Here is a 23,027-nt window from a genome sequence, read left to right on the forward strand (position 1 = left end):
GCTTCCTGGGTAGTTCATCCGGATCCACTATCCCAGACGTGTTCTATCCCGACGCGTCATTCCTTCTCGCCATCCGTTTCATCAGTCGCGTGCTTCCGGCTCGCCAGCCAGTACGCATTGAACGTCAACTTTAAGGCAAGCCACCAGACATAGATCGCGTAGACGGACTGACAAGCGTCTTCATCCATCAAACCATGAGCGAGTTCGTTGCGCAGATTCGGTCCATGAGCGTCACAGAGCAAGGCGCTGAACTCGAAAGTCAGGTTTTCGCCGAAGACCTTTTCTGCTCCTGGCATGCTCATCAATGTGCTCAAACCGCATTCGGTCTCGATGCCATCGCCATCGAGCGTCGTGGTTTTGACTCCGGCCTGCTTGAGGTGGAAGCGCACCATGTGCTCGATCTGCGGAACGAGCAGGTGAATCGCCGTGACAAGATCCCGGTCGTAACCGGCAAAGAGCGCTTTGCCAAACAGTCCCGCGCGCCCCGGAGGGACAACGGAGGAACGATGGGCCAGTGCCACGAAATCGGCCTCGCGCAAACGGTGCTCCATCAGAATGACTTGAAGTGCCGGGACAATCTCGCCCTGAACAGCGAGACCGACCAAGAGCTGGAGATCATTGATCATCTGCGTACGGATGACGATCTCGTCATCTGCCGTTGGCTCACCTGCCAAACTCATACCCGGCCGCTTGGCAATGACACGACCGTCCCGGCTCATGGTCGTTGCGGGAAAGGACGCCTGCAACGGATGCTTGCGCAATGTCGCGATAGCCTCATCGCGGGCTCGCTTTGCATTTGCGCCGGGATGCAGGTTGACCAGTGCCCTCAAAGCGTCGATGGGCGTCTTGCCCCTGACCGCATCTCGCGCATGCTCCACCAATTGGGTGATGTCCACCTCGGGGGAATGGATGATGCCCATTTCGTCGAGAGACTTTTCTCCCGATGCTTGGAGCAGTACACGCAGCTCGCCAATCCGCTCGTCCACGCGCCAGGCAGCGCGCTGGGATCTGGGGATCGTGCGATAAGCCTGGATAGCGTCTTCGTAAAAATGAGCCGCCGCCATGTGACTCGGACTGTCGGCCGCAACCCTTGTGTCAGCCTCCTTGACGCAGTTTTCCGCCAAGCAAACCGTCATTTCCGCAGCCTTCGCATGGTCATCCACTGCCTTGAACCAGTCGATCGCGACTCGCCAAAACTCGCCGGCACGATGAAGGTCGCCTTGGCCGTCGAATACACGCGCCGAGCTCGCGAGTTTCTGCGCGATGGCAGGGCGCTGATCACGTCCAAGGCGGCTGGATGCGAGTAGCTCGGCCAGCCAAAGAATGAGGAAACCATCGGCGCACGATGCAGCCTCAAAGGCCGCCAAAATGGCCGTCTCCATCTCCTGCAACCGCTCGCTGGCCGCGCCTTTCAACATACGAGCCAAGCCAATGGCTCGCTCCCAGCATTCACGCCCATCCCGTACCCAAGTCTCGATGTCCAGCGGAATCATGCGGTAGGCATCGATGGCCTTGAGAGCAAACTGTACGTCACGAGGCCTTCCCAGAAGCCAGATCACATCGGCGACACGCGCCTTCAATCGCACGTCATCGATGTCATCGACGATCTGCGTGAAAAAGACCATATCCGCTGCGGAAAAATCCTCCGGGATCGCGCTGCGCTTTCCATCGATCACCATGATGGGCTGATAGGGTTCGTTGATACTTTTGGGGCGAAGCATCATCGAGCAGGCATCGGCGAGCAGCCAAAACACCTTTCCTCGTTCCCGTTGCTTCGCTTCCATTACCTTCTGCGCTGCTGCGGAGAAAGCACGCCACATGGCGCTGTAGTTCTCTGGTGCGCTTTCGGCCAGTACCTCTCGCCAACCGCTTTCGTTGAAATTCTTCGGTGTTACCACGAGGTCTTCCGGATAGCGCTCCGTGCTCATTGGCTTGACTCGGCGCAGCGCACGAAGCGAATTCTTCTCGTAAGCAGTTCCTGCATCATGCCTTGTTGGAGTCGACCAGCCTTCGTGGGGCAGGCTTCGAGTACGGTGACCCAGACATCCATGTCGCCACGCAGTTCATCGCGGTTTTGCCAGAGGGAGAAGTGGGGATGGGATTTCTTCAGAGCCATGGGATGGTCCGTGTTCCTTCCGTCGGATTTTCTGATTAGCGACTTCGCTCGGCTGTGAATTCCGTTCGCGCTGAGCGTAGCTTGCGATGGCAAGCGAAGTCGAAGCGCGTGCCGCACCTGCCCTTCGACTTCGGTCCTACGGCCTACGCTCAGGGGGAACGGTGGAAGACCGGCTGAGCGAAGTCGCCAATCAGGTCCGATTTTCCATCGAGCTCGCCGGTAGTGCGGTTCGACGACCTGCCCGCACCCCCGACCGGTGCGAGCGGCCGGGGTACTGCGGTTCACGTGTGCTTCGAACAAGCAGCGGCACTCTACGACAAAAGTGAAAGTCGACTACCTGCAATGCAGGGCCACGCTTTTCGCTACTTCCCTTGCTATGGATTCGCGGGCGGCGCGGTCGACCATGGCACGGCCACGCTCCGGCTACTCCTGCCCGCGCGTGGACGCCAGTCCCTGGGTCGCGGCCCACTGGCCGATGTCGTCGCGGCGGATCGCGGCGGCCATCAGGCCGGGGAAGGCATCGGGGGTGCAGGCGAAGGAGGGCACGCCGAGCGCGGCGAGCTTGGCGGCGAGGGCCTTGTCGTAGGATGGGCGGCCTTCGTCGCTCAGCGCGAGCAGGGTGATGAACTGCACGCCGGCGTCGACCAGTTCGCGGGCGCGGGCCAGCAGGCGTTCTTCCACGCCGCCTTCGTAGAGGTCGGAGATCAGCACCAAGATCGCGTTGTGCGGTTCGCGGATCAGCGACTGGCTGTAGCTCACCGCGCGATGGATGTCGGTGCCGCCGCCGAGCTGCACGCCGAACAGCAGGTCGACCGGATCGTCGAGTTGCTCGCTCATGTCGACCACGCTGGTGTCGAACACCACCAACCGCGTCGACACCGCCGGCAGCGAGGCGAGCACCGCGCCGAAGATGCTTGAGTAGACCACCGAGGCGGCCATCGAGCCGCTCTGGTCGATGCACAGGATCACCTCGCGCTGCGGCTTGCGCGCCTTGCGGCCGAAGCCGACCAGGGTCTGCGGGATGATCGTGCGATGGCTGGGCTGCCAGTGCCGCAGGTTGGCGCGGATGGTGCGGTGCCAGTCGATCTCGGCGTGCCGAGGACGGCGGTTGCGGCGGGCGCGGTCGAGCGCGCCGCTGACCGCCGAGCGCATCGGCTCCTCCAGCTTGCGCAGCAGCGCGTCGACCACCTGGCGCACCACCAGTCGCGCGGTTTCCCTGGTGCCGGCCGGGATCACCTGCGACAGCGAGATCAGGTTGGCCACCATGTGCACGTCGGGCTGGATGCTTTCGAGCATCTCCTTTTCCAGCAGCATCTGGCGCATGTCCAGTCGCTCCAGCGCATCGCGCTGCATCACCTGCACCACCGAGGCGGGAAAGTATTTGCGGATGTCGCCGAGCCAGCGCGCCACGTTCGGCGCGGAGCCGCCGCGACCGCCGCGCCGCTGCAGGCCGTGCTTGCCGTCGGGTTCGTACAGCGCGGCCAGCGCCGCATCCATCTGGCCCAGCGCACCGTCGAGCGTGCCGCAGCTATCGGCGGCGTCGCTGCCCAGCACCAGCCGCCAGCGCTCGGCGCGGCTGGTGGAAGGCAAGGTGTCGTCGTGCTCAGCCATCGGCCACTCCCAGCAGTTCGCGCAGCATCGGCAGGGCGCGCCGCGCGCGGTTTTCGTCCCACGCCAGTTCGGTGACGGCGGCACGCGAGACGCCGGCCGGCCGCTGTACGCGCAGGCCCAGGTCGCGCCGGTCGGCGGCCGCAAACGCGGCGAAGCTGCGCCGCACCAGCGGCAACACGCGCACGAAATGCTCCTCGCCGAGGCCGGCGATCCACTCGTCGATCAGGGCCCACAGCTCGTCGCTGTGCAGCAGCACGGTGGCGTTGCGGTTGAGGAAGCCGTCCAGCCACTGCGCCGCCGGCAAGGGTTCGGCACCGGGCGACAGCTGTTGCGACAACTGCCGGCGCACTTCGTCCAGCGGCAGCACCGCGGCATCCAGCAGCAGGCGGCAGCACAGGCCGCGCAGCAGCGGCGTGCCGCTGTCTGCGTGGGCCACGATGTGCAGCGCGTGCTGCCAGGCTTGCTGCTGCGATTCGCCCTGGCGCAGCTCGACGGCGCGATCGGCGGCGAGGATCTGCTCGCGCGCCTGTGCCGCCGGTTCGTCGTCCAGATCCGCCAGCGCCAGCGGCAGGCCGAGGCTGGCGCGCAGCAGCATGCTGTCGAACAGCTGCGCGACCTGGGCCACGTCGGTCTGGCGCACGTTGCCGTAGCGATACACGTTGGCCAGCGCGGGCAGGGCACCGAGCAGGGCCAGCGGATCGGCATCGGTGGCGGCGCGCGCCTGCAGTTCGGCGGCGACCTGCTCGACCGCGTCAGGCAGGTTCGCCAGCAGCACGCGATCGATCAGAGAGGCCAGCTCGTGCAGCCGGTTCGCGGCGCGCGCCTGCTCCAGCGCGCGCGCCGTGGCGGCCAGCGCCAGGGTGTGGCCGTAGCGGCTGGCCACGATCAGCTCGACCGCGAACGACGGTTCCCACGCCAGCTGCCACACCTCGTGGAAGGTGCCGCGGCTGGAACGGCCGACCGCGCCGAGCCGGCCCCACTCGATGCCGAGCAGGGTCAGCCGGTGCAGCAGCTGGCTGCGTTGGCGGTCGTTGTCGTTGCGCAGGTCCAGGTCGAGCGTGCGGCTCAGCGCCTCGGGCTTCAGGCGCAGGCGTTTCTGCTGGGCTTCCAGGTCGCGCTGCAAGGGCACGGTGGGCACCGCGGGCGGCACGCTGCCGAGCGCGTCGCCGAGCATCAGCCGTTCGGCGATCAGGCGCATCGGCGCGTCGTCGCCCATGCAGATCACGCTGCGGGTGGCTTGGTTGAGTTCGTCCAGCCCGGGCGCGGGGCGTTCGCGCAGCGCGGCCAGGGTGTCGGCCAGCCGGCTGGCCTCGATCAGATGGGCGCTGGAGCAATCCAGCTCGTGTTCGCGCAGCAGCCGCGCCACCCGCGCGAACCAGCCGATTGTGCGGCTGCCATCGACGGGCTGGCGCCAGAGGTGGTCGTACCAGCCCGGCGCGGCGATGCCGGCAGCGTAGCCGCTGCGGCGCGCCAGGTGGCGATACGTCCACGGCACCCAGGTGGTCTGCGCCTTGAGCTTGTCGACGCCCTTGAGCACGGCCTTGTCGGCCGCCGCGGTGACGCTGGCGGCAAGCGCCGGCACATGCCACGCGCCGCAGACCACCGCGACGCGCGCGTGGCCGGCCTTGCGCGCGTCGCGCAGCAGGCTGCGCATATGCGCCTCGCGGATCGCTTCCTGCGCTTCGTCGCCACGCGGGCGTTGCGGCGCGTGCGTGCGCAGTTCGGTCATCGCGGCGGCGATCGCCTCGAACAGCCCTTCGCCGTCGCCGCGTTCCTCGACCATGTGGTTCCACCAGCTCTCGCCGTCGTCGTAGCCGGCGGCGTGGGCCAGCCAGTCGAGCGGATCGTGCGGCAGGCTGGCCGTGGCTTCGTCGACGACCGCTTCTTCATCGGACGGCGCTTCGTCGACGTCGGCGGCCACTTCCTCCGCACGGCGCGCCTGCTGCTGCCAGGCCAGGCTGATCCCGGCCGGCACGTCGATGAACTGCACCGGCACCGCGGCCTGCATCGCCCACTGCAGCGCCTGCCACTCGGGCGAGAATTCGGCGTAGGGGTGGAACACCGCCAGCTGCGGATCGTCGACGGCGTGCGAGAGCAGCGCCACCGGCGGCTGCATCGCGGCGTCGGCCAGGTGCGCCAGCAACGGCTCGCTGCCGGCCGGGCCCTCGATCAGCACGCAGTCCGGCTGCAGCGTTTCCAGCGCACGGCGCAGGCTGCGCGCGCAGCCCGGGCCGTGGTGGCGGATGCCGAACAGGGTGACCGCGTCGGTCATCGCAGTATCACGCCTGCTCGCGGAAGGCGCGGTACAGGTCCTTCCATTCGCTGCGTTCCTTCACCACGGTTTCCAGGTATTCGGTCCACACCACCTGATCCTGCACCGGGTCCTTCACCACCGCGCCGATCATGCCGGCGGCCATGTCGGCCGGACGCAGCACGCCGTCGCCGAAGTGACCGGCCAGCGCCATGCCGTTGTTGATCACCGAGATCGCCTCGGCGGTGGACAGCGTGGCGCTGGGCGATTTCAGCTTGGCCTTGCCGTCTTCGGTCTGGCCGTTGCGCAGCTCGCGGAAGATGCGCACGATCCGCGTCACTTCCTTCAGCGCCGGCGGTTCGGCCGGCAGCTGCAGCGCCTGGCCGAGTTCGGCCACGCGCTTGACCACGATCGACACCTCTTCCTCCTCGCTGGCCGGCACCGGCAGGATCACCGTGTTGAAGCGGCGCTTGAGCGCGCTGGACAGTTCGTTGACGCCCTTGTCGCGGTTGTTCGCGGTGGCGATCACGCTGAAACCGCGGGTGGCCTGTACTTCCGAGGCCAGCTCGGGAATCGGCAAGGTCTTCTCGGACAGCACGGTGATCAGCGCGTCCTGCACGTCGGCCGGGATGCGGGTGAGTTCCTCGATGCGCGCGATCTTGCCCAGCTTCATCGCCTGCATCAGCGGGCTGGGCACCAGTGCGGCTTCGCTGGGGCCATTCGCCAGCAGTTGTGCGTAGTTCCAGCCGTAGCGGATCTGCTCCTCGCTGGTGCCGGCGGTGCCCTGTACCAGCAGGGTGGAATCGCCGCTGATCGCGGCGGCGAGGTGTTCGGACACCCACGACTTGGCCGTGCCGGGCACGCCGAACAGCAGCAGCGCGCGATCGGTGGCCAGCGTGGCCACGGCGATCTCCATCAGGCGCCGGCTGCCGATGTACTTCGCGCTGACCTCGAAGCCGTTGTCGAGCCGGCCGCCGACCAGGTAGGTGACCACCGCCCACGGCGACATCAGCCAGTTGCCGGGACGCTGCCGCGTGTCGACCTTCCTCAGCTGATCGAGTTCCTCGGCGAATTGGACCTCGGCATGTTGACGCAGGACGGCTGTGCTCATCGAAGCTCCGTGGAACGCGTGGATCGGGCAAGGGAATCGTGCAGCGCGCGGCGCACCGCGACGATGCGCTGGAAGTCGGTCAGGCATTCGGCCAGCGCCGGGGTCTCGTCGCCGCGACGCGGCGGCAGGCGCAGCGCCGACAGGCTGTCGGGATGCAGCAGGGTGGCCAGGTCGAGCAGCACGGCGCGCAAGGTGTAGTCCTGGCGCAGCGCATCGCCTTCCAGCAAGGTCTGCAGGCTCGGCAGCAGCGCGGCGGAATAACCGGCGGACAGCGTTTCGCCCGGGGCGCACGCGCCGATGATCTGGCCGAGCAGGCCGGCCTGCTGCAGTTCGGCCAGGTTCCGCGGCCAGTGCCGCTCGCGTTGCGCCATCGGCAGCAGCGCCAGCAGGTCGGACATGCCGTGGCGGAAGATCGGCGCGTTCGACGCCAGCATTGCCTCGATCCATGCGGGGTCCGACGCGCCGACGCGCTCGCGCCAGCCGCGCTGCAGCGCCTCGGCCCAGTCCGACTTGGCGGCCCAGGCCAGCAGTTCCGCCGCGCGCATCCCGGTGTGCTCGCACCACCACGCCAGCGGCACCTGCCGCACCAGCTGGTACAGCCACCAGGCGCGTTCGCCCAGCGTCTCGTGTTGTGGCCGCGCGGCGTCGATCGCGGCGCCGGCCCAGGCCGGATCGGCTACTGCGGGCGCTTCGCACTGCCAGCTGCGCCCGAGCATGCCGCGTCTGGATGTCACCAGTTCAGCCATCCAATCGCACAGGCGTCGTGCGTGGGCAGCATCGGGCAACAGGGCCAGCAGGCGGGCTGCGATATAACGCACCTCGCGGCTGCGATCCTTCAACAGGTTTTCGAGCAGGGCGGCATCCTCCGCCTGCAGGCCGATCGCCAGCAGCTCGACCAGCGCCGCGCGCTCCTTCGCCGCCAGTTCGCCGAGTTGCGCCTGCAGCAGCGCGTTCGCCGCCGCGGGATCACGGCTGCGCAGGGCGCGGAAGTACTGCGAGCGCTGCTCGATGCTGCCTTGCTGCCACTGCTGTTCCTCGTCGTTCGCGGCCGGTGCGGTATCGGCCGACGACGCGGCATAGCGCCAATCCGGATTGCACGCGGCCAGCCACTGTCCGCGCGCGCCGAGCTGTGGCAGCAGCGCCGCACGCAGGACTTGCTGCCGCTGGCCAGCCTGCAGCGCGGCCGGCAGCAGCGCGGCGGGTAAGTGCGCATCGGCCGCCGCCAGCCGGAGGCAGGCCTCGTACTGCAGGCGCAACGGGCCTTCGGCGAAGGCTGAAACCAGCGCCGCGCAGACGGGATGATCGTCCGCCAGCGCCTGTGCATCGGCGGCGGCCGCGGTCGGCGGGACCACCGGCGGCGGCAGGCTCAGCGCCGCGAGGCGGCAGGCAGCCAGTACGCCGGCGACGCGGCAGAAACCCTGCGCCGGATCATCGCCTTGGGCGGCGACCGTCGCCATCAACGCGCCGATCTCCCCGTCGGCAGGCAGCGGCGCGCTGCCTTCGATGCCGACCAGGGCGGCCTTCAACCAGCCGTTCATGCGCGCGTCTCCAGCGCCCACGTCGCGCCCGTCGACGCGTGGGCAGCGAGCACGCGCAGACGCCGACCATCCCACTCGCCCATCAACTGCAGCGGATGGCCGCCGCTGAACGCGAGCAGCGACCAGCCGTTGGCCAGGTCGGTGCGCAGCAGAAACGTGCCGGCTCCGGTATGCAGCCACCACTGCTCGTCCTGCCGCAACGGCGTGGCCTCGGCCAGCAGCAGCGGCACGGCAGGCAGCCACGGATTGCCGGCCAACGCATGCGAGGCCTGATCGATCGCTACCTCCACGTCAACCGTCGGCCAGGCTTGCGCCACGCCGTTGCCCTGCTCGCCCGCGATCGCCCGCAACGGCACGCTGCCCGGGTAGAAATGCATCGTGGCCGGATAGCTGCAGCCGTTGCTCCACGTGCCTTCCCAGCCACGGCCCTGATAGGCGTAATCCAGCAACAAGGCATGGCGGCCGCTGTCGCGACCACGCAGCCAGATGCGCCGCTCGCTGAGCCGCTCGTCCTCGCTTTGCACCCGCTGGCCCAGCATCAGCCAGTGATCGGTGATCGCCTCGCCGCCGGCCAGCACCTCGTCCCTGTCGTGCGGCCAGCCCAGCGCGCTGCGCAGGTCGGCCAGTCGCGGCGGGGCCAGCGTGCCGCGGCGGGCGATGCCGTCGATCAGCAACTGCAGCAGGCCAAAGCGTTCGACCGCTTCCTCGTGGCGGCCGGCGGCGAGGGCGTCCAGCGCCTCACCCAGCCGCTGGGCCAGGCCGCCGGCCTGGGCGTCGACCATCCGCGCCGCCATCGCGGCGCCGTCCTTGCGCTGCGCCTCGCCGAAGCGGGCCAGGCCGTGGCGGAACTGGTCGGCCATCCAGCGCTGCAGTTCGACGCTGCCGTCCTCGATGCGCTTCCAGCGCGCGGCCTCGCGCTTTGCCGCCGTCGCGGCCGCCTTCTGCGGATCGGCGGGCGGCTGCTCGGCGGCCTGTTCCTTCTTCGTCGCCTTGTCGCGACGCGAAGCCAGCCATTCACCGACCCAGGCCGGCGGCGCGCTCGGCGTCGCCAGCCGCGGCTGGCCCTGGGCATGCATCAGCAGCAAGGCCAGCGCATGCTTGCAGGGAAACTTGCGGCTGGGGCAGGAGCAGCGCGTGACCAGCGCGGCGAGATCGACCTGGGTCTGGTACGGCTTGGCGCCACTGCCCTTGCACTCGCCCCAGAGGGCTTCGCCATCGCTGCCCAGGCTCGGCCACTGGCCGTCGCCGGTCAAGCCGCCGGCGGCCTTCGCCGAAGCACTGTCCGGCGCCAGCGCCAGCACCTGGTCGAGCGTCAACGCAGTCGTCATGCGCGGGCCGGTTCCCTTCGGTCGTTGTGCGGGTCAGGCGAAGCATAGCCGAGGCACGGCGGTTTTGAAGGGCGACTCGTCCGGCTTATTTCCCGATGCAGAAGCTCGAGAAAATCGCGCCGAGCAGGTCGTCGCTGCTGTAGTCGCCGGTGATTTCGCCGAGGGCGTGCTGGGCCTGGCGCAGTTCTTCGGCGGCGAGTTCGCCGGCGCGGGTGACGGTCAGCGCGTGGGCGGCCTGGTCGAGGTGGATGGCAACTTGCTGCAGCGCCACGACGTGGCGGCGGCGGGCGCTGAAGGCGCCTTCGCCGCTGCCGGCGCCGGCGAGCTGCTTGAGGTGCTCGCGCAGGGCGTCGAGGCCTTCGCCGGTTTTCGCCGAGGCCCACAGCCAGGCGGCATCGTCGCGTGTTTCGGCGTGCGGAGCGAGCTGGTCGCGGTCGATCTTGTTGATCAGCACGAGGCGTTCGACGCCGGTCGGCAGCGCGGCGAAGAGGGTGAGGTCGGCGGCGGCGTGGTCGGCATCGGTGACCAGCAGGGCGACGTCGGCACGCAGCAGTTCGCCGTGGGCGCGGCGTACGCCTTCGCGTTCGACTTCGTCTTCCGTCTCGCGCAGGCCGGCGGTGTCGGCCAGTTCCAGCGCGATGCCGTCGAGGCTCAGGGATTCGCGCAGCACGTCGCGGGTGGTGCCGGCGATCGGGGTGACGATGGCGCGGTCGCTGCCGGCCAGCGCATTGAGCAGGCTGGACTTGCCGGCGTTGGGGCGACCGACGATGGCGACCTTGAGGCCGTCGTTGAGGCGCACGCCGCGTTGCGCCTCGCGCAGCAGTTCGGCCAGTTCGGTGCGCAACCTTTCCAGTTGTGCGGTGATCGCCGGGTCGGCGAGGAAGTCGATTTCCTCTTCGGGGAAGTCGATCGCCGCCTCGATGTGCACGCGCAGCGCGATCAGCGCGTGCAGCAGCGCGCCGACCTTGCGCGAGAACGCGCCTTCCATCGACTGCAGCGCGGCGCGCGCGCCGGCCTGCGAACGCGCGGCGATCAGGTCGGCGACGGCCTCGGCCTGGGCCAGGTCGAGCTTGCCGTTCAGGAACGCGCGTTCGGTGAATTCGCCGGGGCGCGCCAACCGCGCGCCGAGTTCGCACACGCGACGCAGCAGCGCATCGAGCAGCACAGCACTGCCGTGACCTTGCAGTTCCAGCACGTGTTCGCCGGTGTAGGAGGCGGGGGCGGGGAAGTACAGCAGCAGGCCGCGGTCGATCAGTGCGCCGGCACCATCACGGAACGCGGCGAAGTGGGCGTGGCGTGGCTGCGGCACGCGGCCGAGCAGGGCCTGCGCAATCGCCGGTGCGGCAGGGCCGGACACGCGCAGCACGCCCACGCCGGCGGCGCCAAGGGCGCTGGCGATCGCGGCGATGGTGTCGGTGGCCTGGCTCATGGACGGGAGCGTAAGACGAAGACAACTCCGGCGGTATTCGCTGCGGCCAGCGTGACGCGGAAAGCCTCATCCCCCGGATGCCGGCATGCGCTACTGCTGTCCGGAATATCCGATGTCCAGTCTGCCAACTCCGGGCACAGCAGGCCTTCGCTTTGAACAACCAGGCCGAAGAGATCAGTTTCGCGCCAGCGCCGGCTACTGAGCCCCACTCCCTCCAGGAGAGGGTGGCGACAGCCAGGAGAGGATTCGGACAGAACGAGATGTTGGCGCAAGTCCGAACCCTCTTCCCCGGCCCCTCTCCCGGCGGGAGAGGGAGAAGAGCGTCTGCGTATATTCCGAGCAGCAGCGAGCCTTCGCTGGATCGACGAACTCACGCCGCCTTGGGCTCGCCTTCGCGATCGATGTGGTGGGTCACCCACCACTGCTGGCCCAGGCCGACCAGACCGTTCACCGCGTAGTACAGGCACAGGCCGGCGGGGAAGAAGGCGAACATCACCGTGAACAGCAGCGGCATCACCTTCATCATCTTGGCTTGCGTGGGATCCATGCCCGCCATGGCCGGGTTCAGCCACTGCGTGCCCAGCATCACCAGTGCGTAGATGCCCGGCAGGATGTAGTACGGATCGGGGGCGCTCAGGTCAGGCATCCACAGGAAGGGCGCGTGGCGCAGTTCCAGCGAATACTCCAGCACGTAGTACAGGCCGTAGAACACCGGCAGGGTGATGAGCACCGGGAAGCAGCCCGCCATCGGGTTGACCTTCTCCTTCTTGTACAGCTCCATCTGCGCCTGTTGCAGCTTGACCTTGTCGTCGCCATAGCGCTCCTTCAGCGCCTGGATGCGCGGCGCCAGCTTGCGCATCTTGGCGCTGGAGCGGTACTGGATGGCGGTGAGCTTCCAGGTGACGGCCTTGATCGCCAGCACCAGGAGGATGATGGCCAGGCCCCAGTCTTTCACGATGGCGTGGAAGAAGGAGAGGATGCCGTGCATCGGCACGGCGATGGCCTTGAACATGCCGTAGTCGATGGTGAGATCCAGCCCCGGCGCAATGGCATTGAGCTTGCCTTGCAGGTTGGGGCCGACGTACAGGCGCGCAGCGGTGTCCAGGCTCTGCCCCGGCGCCACGCTGAGCGTGGGGCCGATGGCACGGATGAGATAACGCGGATGCGCGCTGTCCGGGTTCACCGTGGCGGTGGCGTAGTGCGCGGTTTCATTGGCCGGCGGAATCCACGCAGCAAAGAAATACAGGCGCAACATCGCTGCCCAGCCACCCTTGAGATCGGCGTTCAGCGCGTCCTTGGGCTCGGCGAAATCCTTGAACGGCAGCTTCTCGAACTTCTCGCCGGTGTACCACGCCGCACCCTGGAAGCTGCGTATTTCGGGATCGGAGATGTTCTTGATCCAGTTGCCGGTGTGCGGCGGCTCGGTGCGCTGCAGCTGGGTGTAGGCATTGCCCTGCCAGGCCGCGTTGCCGCCGTTGGCGATCTTCTGATCCAGCGCGATCACGTAGCTGCCGCGAGTGAAGCGGTAGGTCTTGGTGACGGTGAGGCCCTTGGCGTCGTGCCAGGTCAGCGGCACGTCCAGCGCATTCTGGCCGGCGGCAAGCGTGTACGACGACTGCGCGGCGCTGAACACAGCCAGGTGGTTGGGCTGATCGATGGGAGCGGTATCGCTGCTGCCGACCAGGCCGCTCTGCGCCACGAAGTAATGCGCGTCCGTATCGTCGAGCAAGCTAACCGGCGCGGGATGCGGGTTCTTGTGCGTGCGCGGCGCCACGCCGTAATCCAGCAGTTGCGCCTGTACCAGGCTGCCGCCACGGGTGTCGATGGTGAGGCGCAGCACGTCGGTGGTGACGGTGATGCGCGTGCTGGGCGTCTTGTCGTTCACGTCGACGGCATTGCCGATAGCCGGCGCGGCCCCCCCCCGGCTGCCCGGCACGCCCGGCGCGCTGGCGGCAGTCGCCACACCGGCGACCGGCGCGGGCGGTGGCGCGAGGTAATCCTTCTCCCAGGCCATGAACAGCAACCAGAGCGTGGCGAGCAGGGCGAAGAAGAGGAAGTTGCGTGTTTGTTTCATCGTGTCACGAGTCCAGACGACGCCACGCGGCACGCGGCCACACGGGGTGGAAGAAAGGTCAACACGCGATTGTGGCGGTGGCGGCGCACGGCATCAATGCTGCGGAGCCACGGGCGGCTCCGCGGCAGCAGTCGGCGCGGGCCGTTGGATCGCTGCCAACCGTCGCCACAGCGCAGCCGCCTCCAGCAGGAGTTGCGCGCCAGGCACACCAGCGGCTTCCGCGCGCGCCATCACCACCAGGTCGACCGGCGGCAACTGGTGACGGATCTGGCGGAAGGATTCGCGCAGCAGGCGCTTGATGCGATTGCGCTCCACCGCACGCTTGGAAACGCGCTTGGAGATGGCCAGGCCCAGCCGCGCGTGCGGCAGTCCGTTGGCGCGGAAGCGCACATGAAAACAGCGGCCGCCAAGGCGACCGCTGCTGCTGTCGCGCAAGGCGACAAAGTCGCTGGCCAGTCGCAACCGCGCCTCGCGCGGGAGCCCGGCAGCAGACACGTCGACGCGCCGCTTACGGGATCAGGTGCTTGCGGCCCTTGGCACGACGGGCGTTCAGGATCTTGCGACCGTCGGCGGTGGCCATGCGGGCACGGAACCCGTGGGTACGCGCGCGCTTGAGCTTGCTGGGCTGGTAGGTCCGCTTCATGGCTTGCTCCGAAGGGATGGGATGGGAAAAGGCCGCCGATTATGCGTTGCGCCACGGCGCGATGTCAAACCAAGGTCTTCCAGCACGCACCGCCGCCTGTGGATAGCTGTGTGGATGACACGGGGACGGCGTGGCGTAAGCTGCTGTTAGACTTCTCCGTCCACCCTGCGCGCAAGCGCCCCCAAAGTTTGTGGACGAAATTCATGAGTGAGTTGTGGCGGCGCTGCCTGGAGCGTCTGGAAGGCGAGTTGAGCGCCGAGGATCTGCACACCTGGCTGATGCCGCTGCAGGCCCGCGAGGACGAAACCGGGCTGGCGCTGTACGCTCCCAACCCCTACACGCTGGACACAGTACGCGAGCGCTACCTGCCGCAGATCGCCGCCCTGCTTGGCCAGTTGGCCGGAAGGGAGTTGCCGGTACGCCTGGAGGTGGGTTCCAGCGTGGCACGCGCCAATGCCAAGCCCACCACCGCGCCCCGTCACACTGGCGTGGCCACGCCGGCCGCCGCGCCGGCGCCGGCCTTCAATCACAACCTGGACCCGCACTACACCTTCGAAACCTTCGTCGAAGGCAAATCCAACCAGTTGGGCAAGGCTGCCGCGATGCAGGTGGCGCAAAACCCCGGCCGCGCCTACAACCCGCTGCTGCTGTATGGCGGCACCGGCCTGGGCAAGACCCACCTGATGCACGCCGCCGGCAACCTGATGCGGCAGAACAACCCCGCCTGCAAGGTGCTGTACCTGCGTTCGGAGCAGTTCGTGGGTTCGATGATCGAGGCGTTGCGCACCAAGAGCATGGATCAGTTCAAGCTGCGCTTCCGCTCGGTGGACGCGCTCTTGATCGACGACATCCAGTTCTTCGCCGGCAAGGACACCACGCAGGAAGAGTTCTTCCACACCTTCAACGCGCTGTTCGAGTCCAAGCAGCAGATCATCCTCACCTGTGACCGCTACCCGAAGGAAGTGGACAAGCTGGAGCCGCGGCTGAAGTCGCGCCTGGGCTGGGGGCTGTCGGTGGCGATCGAGCCGCCGGATTTCGAAACGCGCGCGGCGATCCTGCTGTCCAAGGCACAGGACAAGGGCGTCGCGGTTTCCGAGGACGTGGCGATGCTGCTTGCCAAGCGCATCCGCTCCAATGTGCGCGACCTGGAAGGGGCGCTCAACACCCTGGCCGCGCGCGCCAATTTCTACGGCAAGCCGATTACCGCGGGCTTTGCCGAGGAAACCCTGCGCGACCTGCTGGCCACCCACGCTCAAGCGGTGACGGTGCCGAACATCCAGAAGATCACCGCCGACTACTTCAACGTGCGCCTGCAGGATCTGCTCTCCAAACGGCGCGTGCGCTCGCTGGCGCGGCCACGGCAGATTGCCATGGCGCTGTCCAAGGAGCTCACCGACCACAGCCTGCCGGAAATCGGCGAAGGTTTCGGTGGACGCGACCACACCACGGTGCTGCATGCCTGCCGCACCATCAAGAAGCTGTGCGAGACCGATACCCGCATGCGCCAGGACTGGGAGCAGCTGATCCGCATCCTTACCGGTTGAGGTCTGGCTACGGCACAGGCACAAGTTCTTGATAAGCTGGCAAGCAAGCTGTGGATAATAGGTGGACGAAACCGGGTGGCGAGTTATCCACAAACCACGCACGGCCAGCCCAGCCGTTTCCACACAGGATGGAAGGCAGGAAACAACTTGATTTGAAAGGATTTATTCGAAAAATCAAGTTATCCACCCCGCCTACAACAACTACTAAAATTCTTTTAAAGACAGAACAGCAGGCATAGAGGACGCCCAGACATGCAATTCAGCATCCAGCGAGAAGTTCTGCTCAAGGCACTGCAGCAGGTGGTCGGTGTGGTGGAGCGTCGACAAACCTTGCCAGTACTGGCCAACCTCTTGGTCAGGATCACCAATGGCAGGCTTTTCCTGACCGGTACCGACCTGGAAGTGGAAATGGTGGCTTCCGCCACTGCCATGGATGCCGTCGACGGCGAAACCACCATTCCCGCGCGAAAGTTCTTCGACATCGTGCGGGCGTTGCCCGATGGCGCCAACATCGAGCTCAAGTTGAACGGTGACCGTGCAGCGCTGCACGCCGGGCGCAGCCGATTCACGCTCACCACCTTGCCGGCCAGTGAATTCCCGTCCAACGACGGCATCGAACTGGTGGAAAAAGTCAGCCTGCCCGAAGAAGCCCTGCGCGACCTGATGGAGCGCACCGCCTTTGCCATGGCCAACCAGGACGTGCGCTACTACTTGAACGGCATGCTGCTGGATCTGCAGGAGCACAGCTTGCGGTGCGTGGCCACCGACGGCCACCGTCTGGCGATGAAGGAAACCAGCCTCGCCACCACGGTGAGCGCGCGGCGCCAGATCATCATTCCGCGCAAGGGTGTGAACGAGCTGGTAGGTCTGCTGGAGCCGGGCGAAGGCGAGGTGGAGCTGGAGTTTGGCCGCAATCACCTGCGCGTGCGTCGTGGCGGCGTCATGTTCACCTCCAAACTCATCGACGGTCGCTTCCCCGATTACGAGGCGGTGATCCCGTTGGGCGCGGACAAGCACGCCGTGCTGGATCGCGAGGTGCTACGCGGAGCCCTGCAGCGCGCAGCGATCCTCTCCAATGAAAAATACCGTGGCGTGAAGCTGGAGCTGTCACCCGGCAAGCTGCGCATCATGGCGCACAATCCGGAGCAGGAAGAAGCGGTGGAAGAGATCGAAGCCGACACCCATGTCGACGATCTTTCCGTGGGGTTCAATGTGGGCTACCTGCTGGATGCACTGGCCGCCTTGCGTGGCGATCAGGTGCGTCTCAGTCTGCGCGACGCCCAGTCCAGCTGCCTGCTACAGGAGTCGGACAACGAACAAGCGCGCCATGTCGTCATGCCGCTGCGTCTCTGACGTGTCGCCAAATGCAACACCCGCCCTTCGGCAACGCCGGAGTCGTCGTGAGACGCTCCGGCGTTGTTGCTTTCGAGGGATGCGGGCATGAGGCTGGAACGCTTGCGCATCCAGGGGCTGCGCAGCCTCGATGACGCTGCGTTGACCTTCGCTCCGGGCATCAACGCACTGGTCGGCGCCAATGGCGTGGGCAAAACCAGTGTGCTCGAGGCGGTATTCCTGCTTTCGCACGCGCGCTCGTTTCGTAGCGGCGCACGCGAGGCGTTGCTGGCGCGTGGTGCGTCCCGGTTATCTATTTACGCAGAGATGCGCTGGGGCGACGGCAGTCTGCGCCGGCTGGGAATGGGTCGTGAGGCCACCCGTTGGGAAGCTCGCCTCGACGGCGAGGCCTGCAGCCTGGGTGCCTTGATTGGCGAATGCGCGGTGACCTGTTTTGAACCCGGCTCGCACGCCTTGATCGCTGGCGGTGCGGAAGAGCGCCGTCGCTTTCTCGATTGGGGGGTGTTCCACGTGGAACACGCATTCCTCACCTACTGGCGTCGTTACCAACGCGCCTTGAAGCAGCGCAACAGTTTGCTGCGTGCTCCGATGACCACCGATGAAGCCCTTTACCTGCCCTGGGAAGCAGAAATGGCGACCCTGGCCGCTTGGCTGGATGCCCAACGTCGCGACTACCTGACCGCGCTGCAATCTCATCTTCAAGCCGAACTCGCCGTGCTGCTGCCGGAACTGGGCACCTGCGAATTGCGCTATCGCGCTGGCTGGGGTGATGGTCTGGCGTTGGATGAACAACTGGCACAGCAGCGGGGCAGGGATGCGGCTCGCGGACACACCAGCCTCGGCCCCCATCGGGCGGACTGGTCGCTGGCTTTCGAGCATGCTCCTTTGCGCGAACATCTCTCGCGCGGACAGGAAAAGCTCGCCGCACTGGCCTGCCTGCTGGCACAGGCACGTTTGTATGCCAGCTGGCGTGGCGAGTGGCCCATCCTCTGTCTGGATGATCTCGCCGCCGAACTGGATGAGGCCCATCAGGCCGCGCTGGTCGAGCAACTGCAGTCCGGGCAAGCCCAGGTACTGGTCACCGGCACAGCCTTGCCGACACCCCTGCAGGGGCGCGTGCAGCAGATGTTCCACGTGGAACAGGGGGGCTGGGTGCCCCTGCTATAATCAACGTTTGCATCGCTGGCGCAACGGGCGTTTCGCCCTCGCGTGCGTTGCTGGCACAGGACACGGTAGCCGCATGAACGAACCCACCAACGAATCGCATTACGACTCCAGCAACATCAAGGTGCTGAAAGGCCTGGAAGCGGTCCGCAAGCGCCCGGGCATGTACATCGGTGATACCGATGACGGCACTGGCCTGCACCACATGGTGTTCGAGGTGGTGGACAACGCCATCGACGAGGCCCTGGCGGGCTATTGCGATCACGTGGCGGTCACCATCCTCGAAGACGGCTCGGTCAGCGTCAGCGACAACGGCCGCGGTATTCCGGTGGATATGCACCCGGAAGAGGGGCGCTCCACCGCCGAAGTGGTGATGACCGTACTGCACGCGGGCGGCAAGTTCGACGCCAATTCCTACAAGGTTTCCGGTGGTCTGCACGGCGTGGGTGTGTCGGTGGTGAACGCGCTCAGCGAACACCTCTGGCTCACCATCCACCGCGATGGTTTCGAACACCAGCAGGAATACTCGCTGGGTGAACCGTTGTATCCGGTAAAACAGATAGGTGTCTCGAACCTGCGGGGTACCACGGTACGTTTCCTCCCAAGCCCTGCCACCTTCACCAACAACATCGAGTTTCACTACGAGGTGCTGGCCAAGCGCTTGCGTGAGCTGGCTTTCCTGAACTCCGGCGTGCGTATCGAGCTGATCGACGAGCGCGGGGAAGGGCGCCACGACATCTTCGCCTACGAGGGCGGCATCAAGTCCTTCGTGCAACACCTGGCCCAGCTCAAGACTGCGCTGCATCCCAACGTCATCAGCCTGGCGGCCGAGCAGGATGGCATCAGCATCGAGTTGGCGATGCAGTGGACCGACTCGTACAACGAGACGATGTTCTGCTTCACCAACAACATCCCGCAGCGCGATGGCGGCACCCACTTGACCGGTTTTCGCGCCGCGCTCACGCGCTCGCTGCAGGGCTATATCGAGAAGGAAGGCCTGGCCAAGAACGCCAAGGTGGCGCTCTCTGGCGACGACATGCGCGAAGGCCTGATCGCCGTACTGTCGGTCAAGGTGCCCGACCCCAAATTTTCATCGCAGACCAAGGACAAGCTGGTCTCCTCCGAGGTGAAGACCGCGGTGGAGCAGGCGGTCAACGAGAAACTCGGCGAGTTCCTGCTGGAGCACCCGGCCGAGGCCAAGGCCATCGCCTCCAAGGTGGTGGATGCCGCCCGCGCCCGCGAAGCCGCGCGCAAGGCGCGCGAGATGACCCGCCGCAAGGGCGCGCTGGACATCGCCGGCCTGCCCGGCAAGCTGGCCGATTGCCAGGAGAAAGACCCCGCGCTGTGCGAGCTGTTCCTGGTCGAGGGTGACTCCGCCGGCGGTTCGGCCAAGCAGGGCCGCAACCGCAAGACCCAGGCCGTGCTGCCGCTCAAGGGCAAGATCCTCAACGTGGAGAAGGCGCGTTTCGACAAGATGCTGTCCTCGGCCGAGGTCGGCACCCTGATCACCGCGCTGGGCACCGGCATCGGCAAGGAGGACTACAACCCCGACAAGCTGCGCTACCACCACATCATCATCATGACCGATGCGGACGTGGACGGCTCGCACATCCGCACCCTGCTGCTGACCTTCTTCTACCGGCAGATGCCCGAGCTGATCGAGCGAGGCCACGTCTACATTGGCCTGCCGCCGCTGTACAAGCTCAAGCAGGGCAAACAGGAGCTTTACCTGAAGGACGACGCGGCGCTGAACGCGTATCTCATCTCCAGTGCGGTGGACAACGCCGAGCTGGTGAGCGATCCGCACGCGCCCGCGATCACTGGCGCGGCGCTGGAAAAACTGCTGCGCGACTACCAGGCCGCACTGGACCAGATCGAGCGCCTCGGTCATCGCTTCGACACCAGCGTGCTCGCCGCCCTGCTGGAACACACGCCCATCGGCCCCTCCCTGTGGGAGGATGCCACCACGATGCAGGCGTGGCTCGCCGGCGTGGCCGGCAAGCTCGCCGCCAGTGGTCTGGGCAAGCCGCGCTATCGGCTTGCGTTGCGTCCTGCCGAGGGTGAGCATCCTGCCGCCATCGAAGTGGTGCGTGAGCAGCATGGACTCTCGCATACCCTGCTGCTGCCGCGCCCGTTCTTCACCGGCGCCGAGTTCCGCCCTATCGCCAACGTCAGCCAGCAGCTTGCCGGACTGGTTCAAACCGACGCCGTGGTGCGACGTGGCAGTGCCTCGCGTGGCGTGGGCAGCTTTGCCGAGGTGCGCAGTTGGCTGCTGGACGAGGCCAAGAAGGGCCGCACCATCCAGCGCTTCAAGGGCCTGGGCGAAATGAACCCCGAACAGCTGTGGGAAACCACCGTCAACCCGGAAACCCGCCGCATGCTGCAGGTGGGCATCGAGGACGCCTTCGTCGCCGACCAGATGTTCTCCATGCTGATGGGCGAGGCGGTGGAGCCGCGCCGTGATTTCATCGAGGCGAATGCGCTCAAGGTCGCCAACCTCGACATCTGACCCGGTACTCCCGCGCAGGCCCGCCGGGGTATGCGCGCGGGTATGGAAAGTGGTATGCAAGTCCTTGAAGAAGCAAGTGCTTTCTTGCCGCAATGCAACTTGTCATTCATGTGTGGCTAAGAGTAGGCTCAGCGATCCCCTGCGCAGTCACCATTGCGTAAAAACAGCACGAGGATGGTCATGAAGCACACGCCCTTGTTCACCCTGTTGGCCGGCGCGGCGCTGGCCTTCACCTTCGCCGCCGCGCCCACCTGTGTGCTGGCCGCGTCGAAGGACAAGCCGGTGGTGCAGTATCCCGATACCAAACGCGAAGCGCCCAAGCTCGACCTCACCAGCGAAAAGGATCAGAAGGCGCTGAACGAAGGCCTGGACGCGGTGAACAACGGCGACAAGGCCAAGGCCGAGCAGATTCTCCAGCCCATCGTCGACGGCAGCAAGAGCAAGTACGCGCAAGCCATCGCCCTGCAAGGCCTGGCCAATCTCACGTACAACGCTGGCGACGTGAAGGGCGCCATCCCGCTGCTCAAGCGTGCGCTGGACAACGGCGTGATGCCCAACGACACCTATTTCCAGCTGATGTACGAGCTGGCGCAGTTCTACACCGCCGACGAGCAGTACCAGAACGCGTTGGACACCATCGCCAAGTGGCGTGTCGAGGGCAAGAAGGAAACCGCCGACTCCTACGGCTTGGAAGGCGTGAACGACTATCGCCTGCAGAAGTACCCGGAGGCCATTGCCGCCATCCAGAAGGCCAAGTCGCTCACCACTGAGCCCAAGGACAGCTGGAACCAAGTGCTGTTGGCCAGCTATGCCGAGTCGGGGCAAGGCGCCGACGCCGCCAAGATGGCCAAGGCCGAATTCGAGAAGAATCCCACCAGCAACAGCCTCCTGCACAACGCCAGCGCCATCCTGCTGCAACAGCAGGATTACGCTGGCGCCATCGATGTGCTGGAGCTGGGCCGCAGCAACGGCACGCTGAAGGATCAGGGCGACTGGATCAATCTGGTCAAGGCCTACCTGCTGCAGGCGCAGAACGGCGGCGACACCAAGACGGGCAGTGCCAAGGCGCTGGCGGCGTTCGACGACGGAGTGGCCAAGGGCGACATCCAGGCCAGCGCCGACAACTACAAGCTGGCCGGCGACGCCGCCACCATTGGCGAAAATGACGCCAAGGCCATCGCCTACTACCAGAAGGCCGCGCCACTGGCCAAGGATGGCGAGATCGACGTCGCGCTGGCGCGCACCTACTTCCAGGATCAGAAATTCGCCGACGCCCGCAAGCATCTGCAGCAAGGCCTCGCCAAGGGCGTCAAGCACCGGGGCCATGCCTACATGATGCTGGCGGAGTGCGATCGCGAACTGAAGGACAAGCCCGCCGCTGTCACCGCAATGATGGAAGCCGCCAAGGATCCGGAGACGGCGGGCAAAGCCAAGGAGTGGCTGCGCAAGGCCGGCATTGGCAAGTGATGCAGTGCATGCTCGCGTGGCGCGATCGGACGTCCATCTGAATCTCCCGTGAGCGCTATACAAAAGCCGAATGCTGTTGTACCGTTGAAACCTCCCCTGCGTAACCGAAGCGGCGTGTTCCGTCCATAGGTCGGACGGCACGTGCCAAGCCTGCGGCGACGCTTTCTCCGTTCCCAGCTCCAGATAGTGACAGATGGCCTCAAGTATCGAAGACACTGAGCTCGAGGGGTTCAGTTGGAAACGCACGCTGGCGCTGGCTTTTGCCATCGGCCTGCACGCTTTTGCGTTTCTGATCCTGCTCGCCCCCATGGCACCGCCCGGGCAGAAACACGCCAAGAAAGAGGCGATTGTGCAGGTGAATTTCATCGAGCCGCCGCCGCCGCCGCCGCCGCCGCCGCCGCCGCCGCCGGAGCCGCCCAAGCAGCCGCCGCCGAAGATCATCAAGCAGGTGGTGCCGCCACCGACGCCGCCACCGCCGGCGCCGCCACCGGCCGTGTCCGAGGTGTCGCAGAACGCCGTTGCGGCCCAGCCGCCCGCGCCGCCTTCGCCGCCTCAGCCGCCCGCCGATATCGCGGCCGGCCAGGACTTGAGCTACAACAGCCGGGTGCAGCCAAAGTATCCGGCGCAGGCCATCCGCCAGCGGCACGAGGGCACGGTGACCCTGTTGATCCTGGTCGGCGTCGATGGCACGCCCAAGGACATCAAGGTCGACAAGTCCAGCGGTTACCATGAGCTTGATCGCGCGGCGATCGAAGCGGCCGGGCACTGGCGCTTCAATCCCGAGGTCAAGAACGGCAAGAAGGTCGAGGGCTACGCCCGCGTGCCGGTCACCTTCAACCTCAACAACCTGTAATTCCCGTTACAGTCCCCCAAGTTCACGCCTGACTTC

Annotated in this window: 17 protein-coding genes; 6 read left to right on the top strand and 11 right to left on the bottom strand. The window is 66.3% G+C overall.

Annotated features, from left to right (window positions below; translation table 11 throughout):
• Positions 1-56: 56 nt before the first annotated feature.
• The 11 genes from AC3WQA_RS10295 to rpmH form a co-directional block, all read right to left on the bottom strand.
• A complete protein-coding gene (locus AC3WQA_RS10295; protein WP_492674960.1) occupies positions 57-1,928 on the bottom strand; it encodes a DUF4209 domain-containing protein in 1,872 nt (623 codons plus the stop codon).
• Entirely contained in the window at positions 1,925-2,116 is a 192-nt protein-coding gene (locus AC3WQA_RS10300; RefSeq protein ID WP_492674961.1) for a hypothetical protein, read from the bottom strand. Before AC3WQA_RS10300 ends, AC3WQA_RS10295 begins: the two co-directional genes overlap by 4 nt.
• A gap of 423 nt (positions 2,117-2,539) precedes the next feature.
• Entirely contained in the window at positions 2,540-3,727 is a 1,188-nt protein-coding gene (locus AC3WQA_RS10305) for a VWA domain-containing protein (protein ID WP_492674962.1), read from the bottom strand.
• A complete protein-coding gene (locus AC3WQA_RS10310) occupies positions 3,720-5,999 on the bottom strand; it encodes a DUF5682 family protein (protein WP_492674963.1) in 2,280 nt (759 codons plus the stop codon). Before AC3WQA_RS10310 ends, AC3WQA_RS10305 begins: the two co-directional genes overlap by 8 nt.
• A gap of 7 nt (positions 6,000-6,006) precedes the next feature.
• The gene (locus AC3WQA_RS10315; RefSeq protein ID WP_007809840.1) at positions 6,007-7,089 is read right to left on the bottom strand and encodes an ATP-binding protein; all 1,083 of its coding nucleotides are present in this window, start codon (positions 7,087-7,089) and stop codon (positions 6,007-6,009) included.
• The gene (locus tag AC3WQA_RS10320) at positions 7,086-8,627 is read right to left on the bottom strand and encodes a DUF5691 domain-containing protein (RefSeq protein ID WP_492674964.1); all 1,542 of its coding nucleotides are present in this window, start codon (positions 8,625-8,627) and stop codon (positions 7,086-7,088) included. The genes AC3WQA_RS10315 and AC3WQA_RS10320 overlap by 4 nt, the downstream gene beginning before the upstream one ends.
• Positions 8,624-9,955 carry an SWIM zinc finger family protein gene (locus AC3WQA_RS10325; RefSeq protein WP_492674965.1) on the bottom strand — a complete coding sequence of 444 codons (1,332 nt, stop codon included), beginning with the start codon at positions 9,953-9,955 and terminating at the stop codon, positions 8,624-8,626. Before AC3WQA_RS10325 ends, AC3WQA_RS10320 begins: the two co-directional genes overlap by 4 nt.
• A gap of 85 nt (positions 9,956-10,040) precedes the next feature.
• A complete protein-coding gene (gene mnmE, locus AC3WQA_RS10330; protein ID WP_492674966.1) occupies positions 10,041-11,384 on the bottom strand; it encodes a tRNA uridine-5-carboxymethylaminomethyl(34) synthesis GTPase MnmE in 1,344 nt (447 codons plus the stop codon).
• Positions 11,385-11,754: 370 nt separating this feature from the next.
• The gene (yidC, locus tag AC3WQA_RS10335) at positions 11,755-13,458 is read right to left on the bottom strand and encodes a membrane protein insertase YidC (RefSeq protein WP_492674967.1); all 1,704 of its coding nucleotides are present in this window, start codon (positions 13,456-13,458) and stop codon (positions 11,755-11,757) included.
• A gap of 93 nt (positions 13,459-13,551) precedes the next feature.
• Complete coding sequence (rnpA, locus tag AC3WQA_RS10340; RefSeq protein ID WP_492674968.1) at positions 13,552-13,953, bottom strand: ribonuclease P protein component; 402 nt, start codon at positions 13,951-13,953, stop codon at positions 13,552-13,554.
• Between the two features lie 13 nt (positions 13,954-13,966).
• The gene (gene rpmH / locus AC3WQA_RS10345; protein WP_056000379.1) at positions 13,967-14,101 is read right to left on the bottom strand and encodes a 50S ribosomal protein L34; all 135 of its coding nucleotides are present in this window, start codon (positions 14,099-14,101) and stop codon (positions 13,967-13,969) included.
• A gap of 203 nt (positions 14,102-14,304) precedes the next feature.
• On the opposite strand from rpmH, the gene dnaA reads away from it, so the two are divergent.
• The 6 genes from dnaA (at position 14,305) to AC3WQA_RS10375 (ending at position 22,991) form a co-directional block, all read left to right on the top strand.
• A complete protein-coding gene (gene dnaA, locus AC3WQA_RS10350) occupies positions 14,305-15,645 on the top strand; it encodes a chromosomal replication initiator protein DnaA (RefSeq protein ID WP_492674969.1) in 1,341 nt (446 codons plus the stop codon).
• 252 nt (positions 15,646-15,897) lie between these two features.
• On the top strand, positions 15,898-16,998 hold the full coding sequence (dnaN, locus tag AC3WQA_RS10355; protein WP_492674970.1) for a DNA polymerase III subunit beta: 1,101 nt from the start codon (positions 15,898-15,900) through the stop codon (positions 16,996-16,998).
• Positions 16,999-17,085: 87 nt separating this feature from the next.
• The gene (gene recF, locus AC3WQA_RS10360) at positions 17,086-18,165 is read left to right on the top strand and encodes a DNA replication/repair protein RecF (protein WP_492674971.1); all 1,080 of its coding nucleotides are present in this window, start codon (positions 17,086-17,088) and stop codon (positions 18,163-18,165) included.
• 73 nt (positions 18,166-18,238) lie between these two features.
• Positions 18,239-20,671: a DNA topoisomerase (ATP-hydrolyzing) subunit B gene (gene gyrB / locus AC3WQA_RS10365; protein WP_492674972.1), complete on the top strand. Its 2,433-nt coding sequence runs from the start codon at positions 18,239-18,241 to the stop codon at positions 20,669-20,671.
• A gap of 180 nt (positions 20,672-20,851) precedes the next feature.
• A complete protein-coding gene (locus AC3WQA_RS10370; RefSeq protein WP_492674973.1) occupies positions 20,852-22,138 on the top strand; it encodes a tetratricopeptide repeat protein in 1,287 nt (428 codons plus the stop codon).
• Between the two features lie 193 nt (positions 22,139-22,331).
• Positions 22,332-22,991, top strand: coding sequence for an energy transducer TonB (locus tag AC3WQA_RS10375; RefSeq protein ID WP_492674974.1), 660 nt, complete (start codon positions 22,332-22,334; stop codon positions 22,989-22,991).
• The last annotated feature ends 36 nt before the right edge of the window (positions 22,992-23,027 follow it).

Source organism: Rhodanobacter sp. FW106-PBR-R2A-2-24 (assembly GCF_058789615.1).

Coding starts and splice junctions, on each gene's coding strand:
- AC3WQA_RS10295 (WP_492674960.1), bottom strand. CDS start 1,928: ATGAGCACGGAGCGCTATCCGGAAGACCTCGTGGTAACACCGAAGAAT.
- AC3WQA_RS10300 (WP_492674961.1), bottom strand. CDS start 2,116: ATGGCTCTGAAGAAATCCCATCCCCACTTCTCCCTCTGGCAAAACCGC.
- AC3WQA_RS10305 (WP_492674962.1), bottom strand. CDS start 3,727: ATGGCTGAGCACGACGACACCTTGCCTTCCACCAGCCGCGCCGAGCGC.
- AC3WQA_RS10310 (WP_492674963.1), bottom strand. CDS start 5,999: ATGACCGACGCGGTCACCCTGTTCGGCATCCGCCACCACGGCCCGGGC.
- AC3WQA_RS10315 (WP_007809840.1), bottom strand. CDS start 7,089: ATGAGCACAGCCGTCCTGCGTCAACATGCCGAGGTCCAATTCGCCGAG.
- AC3WQA_RS10320 (WP_492674964.1), bottom strand. CDS start 8,627: ATGAACGGCTGGTTGAAGGCCGCCCTGGTCGGCATCGAAGGCAGCGCG.
- AC3WQA_RS10325 (WP_492674965.1), bottom strand. CDS start 9,955: ATGACGACTGCGTTGACGCTCGACCAGGTGCTGGCGCTGGCGCCGGAC.
- mnmE (WP_492674966.1), bottom strand. CDS start 11,384: ATGAGCCAGGCCACCGACACCATCGCCGCGATCGCCAGCGCCCTTGGC.
- yidC (WP_492674967.1), bottom strand. CDS start 13,458: ATGAAACAAACACGCAACTTCCTCTTCTTCGCCCTGCTCGCCACGCTC.
- rpmH (WP_056000379.1), bottom strand. CDS start 14,101: ATGAAGCGGACCTACCAGCCCAGCAAGCTCAAGCGCGCGCGTACCCAC.
- dnaA (WP_492674969.1), top strand. CDS start 14,305: ATGAGTGAGTTGTGGCGGCGCTGCCTGGAGCGTCTGGAAGGCGAGTTG.
- dnaN (WP_492674970.1), top strand. CDS start 15,898: ATGCAATTCAGCATCCAGCGAGAAGTTCTGCTCAAGGCACTGCAGCAG.
- recF (WP_492674971.1), top strand. CDS start 17,086: ATGAGGCTGGAACGCTTGCGCATCCAGGGGCTGCGCAGCCTCGATGAC.
- gyrB (WP_492674972.1), top strand. CDS start 18,239: ATGAACGAACCCACCAACGAATCGCATTACGACTCCAGCAACATCAAG.
- AC3WQA_RS10370 (WP_492674973.1), top strand. CDS start 20,852: ATGAAGCACACGCCCTTGTTCACCCTGTTGGCCGGCGCGGCGCTGGCC.
- AC3WQA_RS10375 (WP_492674974.1), top strand. CDS start 22,332: ATGGCCTCAAGTATCGAAGACACTGAGCTCGAGGGGTTCAGTTGGAAA.